Origin of the sequence: Cedecea neteri, assembly GCF_000757825.1 — a bacterium.
In the GTDB taxonomy this organism is placed as follows: domain Bacteria; phylum Pseudomonadota; class Gammaproteobacteria; order Enterobacterales; family Enterobacteriaceae; genus Cedecea; species Cedecea selenatireducens.
This window is the reverse complement of sequence record NZ_CP009451.1, coordinates 2,340,754-2,353,201: the sequence shown is the minus strand read 5'-3', so window position 1 is coordinate 2,353,201 and position 12,448 is coordinate 2,340,754. Positions and strand designations below refer to the sequence as shown.

The window sequence follows — 12,448 nt, the reverse complement described above, 5'->3', positions numbered from 1 at the left end:
TGTGTTGTTTTATGGTTATAAAAAAAGCCGGGTGCGAGCCCGGCTTTCTGTATTCATGGCATGAATTTGTCTGTTATTCAAACAGGTTGCGGTGCAGCTTCTGCACCACCTGCTCGGCATCGTTGCCCGGCACCAGGAAGCACAGGTTGTAGCTGGATGCGCCGTAGCAAATCATGCGGATGTTGAACGGGTCGAGCACGCCGAACACTTCTTTGCCTACGCCACAGGCCTGAGACAGCTTATTGCCGATGATGGCAACCAGCGCCAGGTTTTCTTCGACTTCCACGCGGCACAGAGACGACAGCTCGGTGAGTAGCGAGGTAGTCAGCAGGCTGTCGCCGGTAGAAGTTGAACCGGTGGTATCCATCGTCAACGCCACGCTCACTTCGGAGGTGGTTATCAGGTCCACGGAGATATTGTGGCGAGCCAGAATGCTGAACACTTCCGCGAGGAAACCGCGTGAATGCAGCATATGCAGGCTGTGCAGCGTCAGCAGCGTTTGCTTACGGCGTACCGCAAGGGCGCGGAAGAGCGGCGGATTCTCGGTTTTTTTGCACACCAGCGTCCCCCCTGCGGCCGGATCTTTACTGGAGCCAACAAACACCGGGATATCACAGCGTACGGCGGGCAGCAGCGTGGCAGGGTGCAGGACCTTCGCCCCGAAGGTGGCCATTTCAGCGGCTTCTTCAAAGGCGATGCGATCGATACGTTTTGCCGCTGGCACCATGCGTGGGTCGGTGGTGTAGATGCCCGGCACGTCGGTCCAGATATCCACACGAGCGGCATTCAGCGCTTCACCGAGCAATGCCGCGGTATAGTCGCTGCCGCCGCGGCCAAGCGTGGTCGTTCTGCCTTTTTCTTCGCTGCCGATAAAGCCCTGAGTGATCACCAGGGATTCCGCCAGGCGCGGTAGCATTTGCTGGCTTGCCAGCTCCGCCAGCGCGGTGATATCCGGCTCGGCGCGGCCAAAGCGGTCATTGGTACGCATGACTTTACGAATATCGAACCACTGCGCTTCAACGCTACGTTCACGCAAGATCTCAACAAACAGCAGGGTGGACATCAGTTCGCCGTGGCTGACCAGTTCGTCGGTCAGCGCGGTTGAGGTCGCAAGGGAGGCGGCTTCCGCAAGCGTCGTGATGTTTTCCAGCAGGCGGTCGATCTCTTCGCGGATCACTTCCGGGCTCGCCAGGCGTTCAACGATGTTGTACTGGATTTTGCGAATGGCATCGAGCTTGACGAAGCGCTCGGTTGCTTCGAGCCCTTCGGCCAGAGCAACCAGCAGGTTAGTCACGCCGGCGGAGGCGGAAAGGACCACGACGCGGACATGGCTATCGGCCATTACAACATCGGCGCTGCGGTTCATCGCGTCAAAATCGGCGACGCTGGTACCGCCAAATTTGGCGACTACGGTTTGAGACATAACTACCTCGTGTCAGGGGGCCATTCAACTGGCAAAAAAGTATTCAGCCTTGGCACAAGGGAAGAGCGGTAAACGGGTGGGCGCAGAGCAGGAGAACTACGATATCACCCAGAAGTGCTCCACCTTGTTTATCCAGCTTTGTGAGCCGAACATGAAACGCTCGACTGCGAACGTTTCCTGGTGACAACCCAGAGGATTCAGCCCCTGCAGCCGACAATAAGCGTGACCAGCCGCTTCATCATCTCGGCGTTGCACCCCCTCACGTATCTTCTTAGTTACTGGTTTCTCAGATACGATTTTCTGGGCAACGCGCCTCTTCTGGCCTGCGCAAGCGCAGGTAGCGCCTAATAAATAAAGCTTCAGCGAAGGCATGTCAACCGCGGGGTTATGCGGATTTTTCATGTTAAATCCGGAATCAGGAATTTAACTTATAAGAGGGTATTTTTGCCGCTTTTTAGGGGGTTACGGGAAACAGTCGGTTAATGGCATAAAATCAATCACAATTTTTGCCTGCAGGCGCTACAATCGACCGAAGTCACAATTCTCAAATCAGAAGAGTATTGCTATGAAAAACATCAACCCGAAGCAGACCTCTGCCTGGCAGGCGCTCCAGAAACACTACGATGAGATGAAAGACGTTACGCTTTCCGAGCTGTTCGCGAAAGATAACGACCGCTTCAGCAAGTTCTCCGCAACCTTCGATGACCTGATGCTGGTGGATTTCTCCAAAAACCGCATCACCACCGAAACCCTCGAAAAACTGCAGGCTCTGGCGAAAGAAACCGACCTGCAGAGCGCGATCAAATCCATGTTCGCCGGCGAAAAAATTAACCGTACCGAAGACCGTGCCGTGCTGCACGTTGCCCTGCGTAACCGCAGCAACACGCCTATCGTGGTCGACGGCAAAGACGTGATGCCGGAAGTGAACGCGGTGCTTGAGAAGATGAAAGCCTTCTCTGAAAGCATCATCAGCGGCAGCTGGAAAGGCTACACCGGCAAGGCCATCACCGACGTGGTTAACATTGGTATTGGCGGCTCTGACCTCGGCCCGTTCATGGTCACCGAAGCGCTGCGCCCTTACAAAAACCACCTCAACATGCATTTTGTGTCCAACGTTGACGGGACCCACATTGCCGAAGTGTTGAAAAAAGTGAACCCGGAAACCACGCTGTTCCTGGTCGCGTCTAAAACCTTCACCACTCAGGAAACCATGACCAACGCCCACAGCGCGCGCGACTGGTTCCTGCGTGCGGCTGGCGATGAAAAACACGTGGCGAAACACTTTGCCGCGCTGTCCACCAACGGCAAAGCCGTCGGCGAATTTGGCATCGACACCGCCAACATGTTCGAGTTCTGGGACTGGGTTGGCGGCCGCTACTCTCTGTGGTCCGCAATTGGCCTGTCCATCATCCTGTCCGTTGGCTACGACAACTTCGTTGAGCTGCTGTCCGGCGCGCACGCGATGGATAAACACTTCGCCACCACGCCTGCCGAGCAAAACCTGCCGGTTCTGCTGGCGCTGATCGGCATCTGGTACAACAATTTCTTCGGCGCTGAAACTGAAGCGATTCTGCCATACGACCAGTACATGCACCGCTTTGCGGCCTACTTCCAGCAGGGCAACATGGAGTCCAACGGTAAGTACGTTGACCGCAACGGCAACGCCGTGGACTACCAGACTGGACCAATTATCTGGGGCGAGCCGGGCACCAACGGCCAGCACGCGTTCTACCAGCTGATCCACCAGGGGACCAAAATGGTACCTTGCGACTTCATCGCGCCGGCTATTAGCCACAACGCGCTGTCGGATCATCATCCAAAACTGCTGTCTAACTTCTTTGCTCAGACCGAAGCGCTGGCGTTCGGTAAATCCCGCGAAGTAGTAGAGCAGGAATACCGTGACCAGGGTAAAGATCCTGCCACGCTGGACCACGTTGTGCCGTTTAAGGTGTTCGAAGGCAACCGCCCGACCAACTCCATCCTGCTGCGTGAAATCACCCCGTTCAGCCTGGGCGCGTTGATTGCGCTGTATGAGCACAAAATCTTCACCCAGGGCGCAATCCTGAACATCTTCACCTTTGACCAGTGGGGCGTGGAGCTTGGCAAACAGCTGGCTAACCGCATCCTGCCGGAGCTGGGCGACGACAAACAAATCGCCAGCCACGACAGCTCAACCAACGGCCTGATTAACCGCTATAAAGCATGGCGTGATTAATTACCCCGCGTGATTGATAATATGCCAGCCTCGTGCTGGCATATTTTTTATAAGAGTAATCCCCTTGTCGTCATAATTTCTGATATTGCCACCCTGAGGTAAATCTGAAAATTATCTTTCCCGCGCCGAATCTACGTCTTTAATTTAAGATTATCTTGAAGTTGAGATTGCCTTTTTATTCCTTAGTTATTTGTTTTTAATTGTTTTTTTGTAAAATAAATAGGTCTATCAATTTAATTTTTACTCTTTTTCTTAAAGTTCACTCCTTATTTCCCGCAGGCCAATTCATCACATTGTGTTGTGTATACTCGATCGCGCCTGAAACCTTTTCGGGTAAATCTCCATTCATTCAATGAAGGGAAATTGTAATGAGAAAAACCCTTTATGGCGCTTTAGCCATATTAACGCTGGCAGCCGCCGGCGCGGCGAATGCTGACCCTGTAGCAGTGGGTGACGCGGCCGGCGCGCAGGCGACCTCTGTGTCTGCAGGCAGTTCTGCTGCAACCAGCGCCAGCACTGTTGGGTCAGCGGTCGGTGTGGCGTTAGCCGCAACCGGTGGCGGCGACGGTTCTAACACCGGGACCACCACAACAACCACGACCAGCACCACCACCCGTTAACGTTAGGGTGTTTTTAACCATAACCACACTTCGGTGTGGTTATTTTAAACCGGGGAATCACCGTGCAGCGACTCGCAATACTCTTTGTCTGTCTGTTACTCCAGGCGTGCTCAGCGACCACCAGAGGGCTGGGTACCTCGCTTTGGAACAGTATTGCCGGAGGCGGTGGCGTACAGCTTACCGATGATGAAATTGCCGAGATGCGCTACGCGAGCCAGTACATGAGCATCAACAACGGCCCGCAGCTGTTCGTGGTGCTCGCTTATAACGAAGACGGCCAGCAGAAATGGGTGACGCAGGACAGAGCGGTCATCGTCACGCAAAATGGCCGCATCGTGAAAACCTCCGGGCTGGGCGACAACCTGACGGAAGTCACCAACCTGGGCAGCGACCCGCTGGCGAAAGTGAAACAGATTACGGAGGGTGCGAGCTGGACCCGGCAGATAGCCTGGACAGAACACCAGCAGGTACGTTACGCCCCCGCCACATCCAGCTTTGAATTTGACGGTACCGATACCGTAAAAGTCGGCAGCAGCCTGACCAAAGTGCGCGTTCTTGAAGAAGAGGTCACCGCGGCAGGGAAAAGCTGGACCAACCGCTACTGGGTGGACGACGAAGGGCAAATCCGCAAATCAAAACAGTATCTGGGCCCGGGCTACTGGCCTGTCACCACGCTTCTTGTGAAGGCGGCAAAACAATGAAAAAAATCCCCTTTCCCCTGATAGCCCTGCTTTTCGCCAGCGCCTTAAGCCACGCAGAAAGTACGGTGACGGTTTATAGCAAATCGCAAACGCAGCCGCAGGTGATTAAAGACGCTGAGCGGCTGGCGGATTTAGTGACGCGCCCTGAACTCAGCCGCAGCTGGTGGCCGGGAGCGGTTATCAGCGAACGGCAGGCCAGCGCGGCAGAAGAACAAAAACAGCAGCAGCTTTTGGCCCGGCTCGGCGAAGTCGCTGCTGATGAAGGCGGAGACGACGGCGCGGCAATCAACGGATTGCGCCAGCAGCTCAGCGCAATCCACGTCACGGGACGGCAGTTTGTCAATCTGGATCCCGACTGGGTTCGACTTCGCCCGCAGGCGAACGTGCCGCTGCAGGGAGAATACAGCCTGTGGACTGGCCCACAGCCCACGACGATTACGCTGGTGGGGTTAGTCAGCTCACCCGGCATTAAACCCTTCACGCCCGGGCGTAGCGTCGATGAATATCTGGACGACATCAGCCTGTTGAGCGGGGCCGAAAGAAGCTATGCCTGGGTGATTTACCCGAATGGCAAAACCGAAAAAGCGCCGGTGGCGTACTGGAATAAACGCCATATCGAACCCTCGCCGGGCAGCCTCATTTTTGTTGGTTTCTCCGACCGCCTTTTCAGCTCCACCTTTGACGAGCTGAACCAGCAAATTCTTAATACCCTGACCCATCGGATACCGGATTAATGAAAAAACGTTACCTGTATAGCCTGATTGCGCTGGCGGTGACCTCCGCCTGCCGCGCCGAAACGTATCCGGCACCCGTTGGCCCCTCTCAGGCAGACTTTGGTGGCGTAGGCCTGCTGCAAACGCCCACGGCGCGAATGGCGCCAGAAGGGGAATTCAACCTCAACTATCGCGATAACGATCAGTACCGCTTCTACTCCGCCTCCATGCAGCTTTTCCCCTGGATGGAGGCCACGCTGCGCTATACCGACGTGCGTACTCGCCACTACAGTAGCGTGCAGGCGTTCTCGGGCAATCAGACCTACAAAGACAAAGCGTTTGACGTGAAATTCCGCCTTTGGGAAGAAGGGGACTGGCTACCTCAGGTGTCCGCTGGTATTCGGGATCTGGGCGGTACCGGGCTGTTTGACGGTGAATATGTGGTGGCGAGCAAAGCCTGGGGGCCGTTCGATTTTAGCCTCGGCATGGGCTGGGGATATTTGGGTACCAGCGGCAATATCAAGAACCCTTTGTGTGAATACAGCGACAAATATTGTCACCGCGATAACAGCTACAACATGGCGGGCTCCTTCAACTTTAGCGGCATGTTCCACGGCCCGACGTCGCTGTTCGGGGGCGTAGAGTACCAGACGCCGTGGCAGCCGCTCAGGCTGAAGCTTGAGTACGAAGGCAACAACTACAGCCATGAATTTGCCGGGAAAATAGATCAGCGTAGCAGCGTCAACGTCGGGGCAATCTACCGGGTGGCCGACTGGGCCGATGTGAACGTGAGCTATGAGCGCGGCAATACCTTTATGTTCGGCGTGACGCTGCGCTCCAATTTTAACGACCTCAAGCCGGGGTACGGCGACTCCCGTCGCCCTGAATACCAGCCTCATCCGCAGGATGAAATTCTGCAGCACAACGTGGTGGCAAACCAGCTGACCGATCTGAAGTACAACGCCGGGCTGGTTAACCCAAATATTCAGGTTAAAGGTGACACGCTTTATGTCACGGGCGAGCAGGTGAAATACCGTAATTCTCGCGAAGGTATCGAACGTGCCAACCGCATTATCATGAATGACCTGCCGGATAATATTCGTACTATCCGCATAACCGAAAGCCGCCTTAATCTGCCGCAGGTGACCACAGAAACGGACGTGGCCAGCCTGCGCAATCACCTTGCAGGCGAACCGCTGGGGCATGAAACTACGCTGGTACAAAAACGCGTTGAGCCCGTGGTGCCTGAAAGCACCGAGCAGGGGTATTACATCGAGAAGTCGCGCTTCAACTACTCGATAGATCCGATTCTCAATCAGTCCATCGGCGGCCCGGAAAGCTTCTACATGTACCAGCTTGGGGTGATGGGGAACGTCGATTACTGGCTGACGGACCACCTGTTAACCAGCGGCAGCCTGTTTGCCAACGTCGCCAATAACTACGACAAATTTAACTACACCAATCCGCCAATGGATTCCACGCTGCCGCGCGTGCGTACCCACGTTCGCGAGTATGTAGAAAACGATGTTTACATCAACAACCTGCAGGCTAACTACTTCCAGTACTTCGGACATGGGATCTACGGCCAGGTTTATGCGGGGTATCTGGAAACCATGTATGGCGGCGCAGGGGCCGAGCTGCTGTATCGTCCGGTGGACAGTAATTGGGCGATCGGCGTCAACGGCAACTACGTCAAACAGCGTGACTGGCGCAGTTCGCAAGACATGATGAAATTTACCGATTACAGCGCAAAAACCGGGCATATCACCGGCTACTGGACGCCACCGTTTGCTCAGGATGTGCTGGTTAAGCTCAGTATTGGCCAGTACCTGGCGCAGGATAAGGGTGGCACGCTGGAGATCTCTAAACACTTTGACAGCGGCATTGTGGTGGGCACCTACGCCACTATCACCAATGTGTCGAAGAAAGAATACGGGGAAGGGGACTTTACCAAGGGCTTCTATATCAATATTCCGCTGGATATCTTCTCGGCGTACCCAACCCGAAGCCGTGCTCAGGTAACCTGGACGCCGCTGACGCGTGACGGCGGGCAGATGCTCGGCCGTAAGTTTGACCTGTACGGCATGACCGGCGATCGCAGTGAAAATTTTCGCTAGTGAAGGTAAGTAAATAAACTAGATCAAGATCACATTTTCAAAGTATAACAGCCTCTCAATACCACAATAATAATGAGGGGCTGTTATGCCTGCGACACCGCGTTTTGCCTGGATTTCTACCGTCATGCAGACGGTGCTCAATCTGGGTTTATTAGCCCTGGGGCTGATCCTGATTATCTTCCTGGGCAAAGAAACCATTCACCTGGCCACCGTGCTGTTTACGCCGGGGGATGACGCCAGCTCGTATCTGTTTATCGAGGGGCTGGTGGTTTACTTCCTCTATTTCGAGTTTATCGCGCTGATTGTGAAGTACTTTCAGTCGGGCTATCACTTCCCGCTGCGCTACTTCGTCTACATCGGCATCACCGCGATCGTGCGCCTGATTATCATCGATCATAAATCGCCGCTCGACGTGCTGATTTATTCGGCGGCGATTCTGGTGCTGGTGATAACGCTCTGGCTGTGCAACAGCCAGCGCCTGAAACGAGAATAAAAAAGGGCGGCCCTGGGGCCGCCTGAATAAAGTGCTAAGGTCAAAGTTGAGGGTTGCAGTGGTACGACATAAAGATGAAGCCAATGACTTTCAGGGATAAACGTTAACCTTTCACCCCGCCGGCGGTCAGGCCGCTTACCAGCCAGCGCTGGGCCAGCAGGAAGACCACGGTAATCGGTATCGCGGAGAGCACCGCCGCGGCGGCAAAATCGCCCCACAGGTAGTTTTGCGGGTTGAGGTATTGCTGCATGCCTACGGCCAGCGTATAGCTGTCCACGTCGCGCAGCAGTAAAGAAGCCACCGGCACTTCGGTAATCGCGCCGATAAACGACAGAATAAACACCACCGCCAGAATCGGCACCGACAGCGGCAGCAGCACCAGTCGGAACGCCTGCCACGGCGTTGCTCCGTCCAGCGCGGCGGCTTCTTCAAGCGAACCGTCGATGGTTTCGAAGTAGCCTTTAATCGTCCAGACGTGCAGCGCAATCCCGCCCAGATAAGCAAAGATAACCCCGCCGTGGGTATTCAGGCCGATAAACGGAATGTACTGGCCCAGGCGATCAAACAGGGCATACAGCGCCACCAGTGACAGCACCGCAGGGAACATCTGGAAAATCAGCATGCCTTTCAGCAGCGTCGCTTTCCCCGGGAAGCGCATACGGGCAAAGGCGTAAGCGCAGGTGGTGGAAAGGGCGACGATGCTAATCGCCGTAATGCCGGCAATTTTTACCGAGTTCCACAGCCACAGCAGGACCGGGAACGGCGGCGGCGTCACGCGGCCGTCGGCATGCTCGACGCTAAAGCCCAGCGCCAGTTTCCAGTGTTCCCAGGACACCTGGTCCGGGATCAGGCTGCCGGTCGCAAAGTTACCCGGACGCAGGGATATGGCGATAACCATCAGCAGCGGGAACATGATTGCCGCGATAAACAGCAGCAGCAGAAAGTGCGTGAGAAACAGACGCAGCTTTTGAGATTTGGGTTGCACCATAGCCATAGGTCAGGTTCCTTAATCAAACTTCATGCGGGTGGCTTTCAGGTTCACAATAGCCAGCGCCCCAACCAGCAGGAAGATAAGCGTAGCGATAGCCGCGGCGAGGCCGAAGTCCTGGCCGCCGCCGCCTTCAAAGGCGATGCGGTAGGTGTAGCTCACCAGCAGGTCGGTATAGCCTGCCGGCGTGGTCGTCCCGAGCCGGTCCGGCCCGCCGTTGGTCAACAGCTGAATCAGCACAAAGTTGTTAAAGTTAAACGCAAAGCTGGCAATCATCAGCGGCGTTAGCGGCTTAATTAGCAGCGGCAACGTGATTTTAAAGAAGTTCTGGAATGGACCAGCGCCGTCCATCGCCGAGGCTTCATAAAGGTCGTCAGGAATGGCCTTCAGCAGTCCCATGCACAAAATCATCATGTACGGATAGCCAAGCCAGGTATTGACGATGATGATCATCGAACGGGCGGTTATCGGGTCAGTAAACCATGCCGGTTTAATGCCAAACAGCGCGCTCAGCATCATGTTGATTTCGCCGAAGCTTTGGTTGAACAAACCTTTGAAAATCAAAATCGAAATAAACGACGGTACCGCATACGGCAGGATCAACAGCAGGCGGTAAGCGGCTTTGCCTTTCAGCGATTCCCACTGCACCACGCAGGCCAGCACCATGCCGACCGCAACGGTCAGAATCACCGTCAGCACGGAGAAGATAACCGTCCAGACGAAGATGGCGAGGAACGGTTTCTGGATGCCGTCGTCGTGGAACACGCGCAGGAAGTTTTTCCAGCCGATGGTAACGGTATAGCCGGGGCTTAGCTGTTCACCGGCCCAGCTGCCGTCGGCGTTAATCGCCTGGTAATAGCCGATGTGCTCATTTGGCGCGTATTTTACGCCGCTTTGGTTATTGGTCAGCTCACCGTTTTCCGCCAGGGTGTAGAGCGGGCGCGTGCCGGAGAACTGGCGCAGCGAGCTCATCACTACTTTGCTTTCATCCGGCAGGACGGCGGTTATCTGGCCGAGCGCCTGGCGGTTTTGGGTGATAACACGCAGGTTGCCGCGCTCGCCTTCCGGCAGGGCGTCTGCCTCTTTCAGCTGGATTTTTTGTGCGCCGCCAAAAGTGAATTTGTCCGAAACATAGTTTTTACCGCTCTCCCCGTCGGTGAGCGCCAGCGTCCACTCGTTACCGTTCGGGTAAAGCCCAAAATTGAACGTTTTACCCGCCTGATACTGGCGGTCCATCAGCACCTGCTGCGCGCGTTCAAACGTCAGTTGGTTGGTGCTGCTGTAGTTGGTAAAGGCGATAGCAATGGTGCAAATGAGCGGGAACAGGACGAACAGCCCCATGCCGGCCATGCCGGGGTACACATAGCGCCAGGCGTAGGCCTTGCGGTTCGCAAAAATATAGAGGCCAAGTGAGCTTAAAATCAGCGTCATAATGGCGAACAGGTACTCCCCCTGGGCGTACATTAAAACCACAAGATAGCCAACCAGCAGGCCCAACGCGCCGATGACTGACCATTTCAGCCCCTCGCTTTGCCACCAGCGGCTCTTTTTAACTGCATCCATGGGGTGTTCCTCTACAGCGTATTATTTCCCCTCACCCTAACCCTCTCCCCACAGGGGAGAGGGGATAGAAAGGGCCGGACTCAATCCAAATTCCCCCCTCTCCCCTATGGGGAGAGGGCCGGGGTGAGGGGCAAGCTTTACTTAGTGATACGTCCCTGAGCATCCTTCAGCGCAGCATCAACGGTCTGGCGACCGCTAACGGCGTTGATAACTGCGGTACGCACGGCATACCAGAAGGCAGACATCTGAGGAATATTCGGCATGATCTCGCCTTTTTGGGCGTTATTCATGGTGGCAGCAATACGTGGATCTTTAGCCAACTGCTCCTGGAAGGATTTCAGCGCCACGGCACCGAGCGGTTTGTCCTTGTTTACGTCTGCCAGACCCTGGTCGGTCAACAGGTAGTTTTCAAGGAACTCTTTCGCCAGTTCTTTATTCGGGCTGGCGGCGTTGATACCGGCGCTGAGTACGCCCACGAACGGTTTAGACGGCTTGCCTTTAAAGGTTGGCAGCAGCGTCACGCCGTAGTTGATTTTGCTCTTATCGATATTGGACCAGGCCCACGGGCCGTTAATCGTCATCGCCGTTTCGCCCTTGTTGAACGAGGCTTCAGCGATGGAGTAGTCGGTGTCGGCGTTCATCTGCTTGTTCTTGATCATATCGACCAGGAAGCCGAGGCCCGCTTTTGCGCCCGGGCTGTCTACGCCCACATCTTTCACATCATATTTGCCGTTTTCGAACTTGAAGGCATACCCGCCGTCGGCGGCAATCAGCGGCCAGGTGAAGTACGGCTCCTGCAGGTTGAACATCAACGCGCTCTTACCTTTCGCCTTCAGCTGTTTATCCAGGGCTGGGATCTCCTCCCAGGTTTTCGGCGGGTTTGGCACCAGGTCTTTGTTATAAATCAGCGACAGCGCTTCTACCGCAATCGGGTAAGCGATGAATTTGCCGTTGTAACGCACCGCGTCCCAGGTGAACGGATAGAGCTTGTCCTGGAAAGCTTTGTCTGGGGTGATTTCGGCCAGCAGGCCGGACTGGGCATAGCCGCCAAAGCGGTCATGAGCCCAGAAGATAATATCCGGGCCATCGCCGGTTGCTGCCACCTGAGGGAATTTTTCTTCAAGTTTATCAGGATGTTCGATGGTGACTTTAATACCGGTATCTTTCTCAAACTTCTTACCGACTTCGGCCAGGCCGTTGTAGCCCTTATCGCCGTTAATCCAGATGACCAGTTTGCCTTCTTCGATTTTTGCCAGTGCAGAGGCGGAAAGCATCATCGTCGTCAGGGCTGACAGAGCGAGGATACGGGCGCCGGTTTTAATTTTCATGTTCCCATCCTTTGAGTGGTGGTGTGCGCTTTATAGGGTAGTGCAGATTAACGTTGTTAAGTCTGCGGAGATGGCAAGCGCTTCTCATCCTCCTTTGCTCTACGCCCCTGGGTGGTTATCTGTGATCTGCTTTGCATAACTGGCCGTTATGTGTCCTGGCGCACATAAAAACGCACTGAAAACTGAAGCCGCGATCACGAAAATCCCTTGTGGTACCTGCAACCGGTTGCAGATGCCCCTTCCTCATCCTCCCGCCTCCTCCCCCACAAAAAAGCGTTAGGGTGGAG

The 12,448-nt window shown here is 55.1% G+C and carries 10 protein-coding genes and 1 riboswitch; of the genes, 6 read left to right on the top strand and 4 right to left on the bottom strand.

The features are described from left to right. Window positions 1–73: 73 nt before the first annotated feature. Window positions 74–1,423 carry a lysine-sensitive aspartokinase 3 gene (gene lysC, locus JT31_RS10865; RefSeq protein ID WP_038476732.1) on the bottom strand — a complete coding sequence of 450 codons (1,350 nt, stop codon included), beginning with the start codon at window positions 1,421–1,423 and terminating at the stop codon, window positions 74–76. 104 nt (window positions 1,424–1,527) lie between these two features. Beyond that, window positions 1,528–1,749, bottom strand: a riboswitch (Lysine riboswitch). A 239-nt stretch (window positions 1,750–1,988) separates the two neighbouring features. On the opposite strand from lysC, the gene pgi reads away from it, so the two are divergent. The 6 genes from pgi (at window position 1,989) to psiE (ending at window position 8,282) form a co-directional block, all read left to right on the top strand. After that, a complete protein-coding gene (gene pgi, locus JT31_RS10855) occupies window positions 1,989–3,638 on the top strand; it encodes a glucose-6-phosphate isomerase (RefSeq protein WP_038476728.1) in 1,650 nt (549 codons plus the stop codon). Between the two features lie 368 nt (window positions 3,639–4,006). Further along, window positions 4,007–4,258 carry an exopolysaccharide production protein YjbE gene (gene yjbE / locus JT31_RS10850; RefSeq protein ID WP_038476726.1) on the top strand — a complete coding sequence of 84 codons (252 nt, stop codon included), beginning with the start codon at window positions 4,007–4,009 and terminating at the stop codon, window positions 4,256–4,258. Window positions 4,259–4,320: 62 nt separating this feature from the next. Then, window positions 4,321–4,959, top strand: coding sequence for a YjbF family lipoprotein (locus JT31_RS10845; protein WP_038476724.1), 639 nt, complete (start codon window positions 4,321–4,323; stop codon window positions 4,957–4,959). Continuing rightward, window positions 4,956–5,693: a capsule biosynthesis GfcC D2 domain-containing protein gene (locus JT31_RS10840; protein WP_038476722.1), complete on the top strand. Its 738-nt coding sequence runs from the start codon at window positions 4,956–4,958 to the stop codon at window positions 5,691–5,693. The genes JT31_RS10845 and JT31_RS10840 overlap by 4 nt, the downstream gene beginning before the upstream one ends. Beyond that, window positions 5,693–7,789 (top strand): YjbH domain-containing protein, encoded by a 2,097-nt coding sequence (locus JT31_RS10835; RefSeq protein ID WP_038476720.1) that lies wholly within the window; start codon window positions 5,693–5,695, stop codon window positions 7,787–7,789. The genes JT31_RS10840 and JT31_RS10835 overlap by 1 nt, the downstream gene beginning before the upstream one ends. Window positions 7,790–7,874: 85 nt before the next feature. Next, a complete protein-coding gene (psiE, locus tag JT31_RS10830) occupies window positions 7,875–8,282 on the top strand; it encodes a phosphate-starvation-inducible protein PsiE (protein WP_038476718.1) in 408 nt (135 codons plus the stop codon). A gap of 103 nt (window positions 8,283–8,385) precedes the next feature. On the opposite strand, the gene malG is transcribed toward psiE, so the two are convergent. The 3 genes from malG to malE form a co-directional block, all read right to left on the bottom strand. Continuing rightward, window positions 8,386–9,276: a maltose ABC transporter permease MalG gene (gene malG, locus JT31_RS10825; protein ID WP_038476716.1), complete on the bottom strand. Its 891-nt coding sequence runs from the start codon at window positions 9,274–9,276 to the stop codon at window positions 8,386–8,388. A 12-nt stretch (window positions 9,277–9,288) separates the two neighbouring features. Continuing rightward, window positions 9,289–10,833, bottom strand: coding sequence for a maltose ABC transporter permease MalF (malF, locus tag JT31_RS10820; protein WP_038476714.1), 1,545 nt, complete (start codon window positions 10,831–10,833; stop codon window positions 9,289–9,291). Between the two features lie 137 nt (window positions 10,834–10,970). Next, window positions 10,971–12,161 carry a maltose/maltodextrin ABC transporter substrate-binding protein MalE gene (malE, locus tag JT31_RS10815; RefSeq protein ID WP_038476712.1) on the bottom strand — a complete coding sequence of 397 codons (1,191 nt, stop codon included), beginning with the start codon at window positions 12,159–12,161 and terminating at the stop codon, window positions 10,971–10,973. Between the last annotated feature and the right edge of the window lie 287 nt (window positions 12,162–12,448).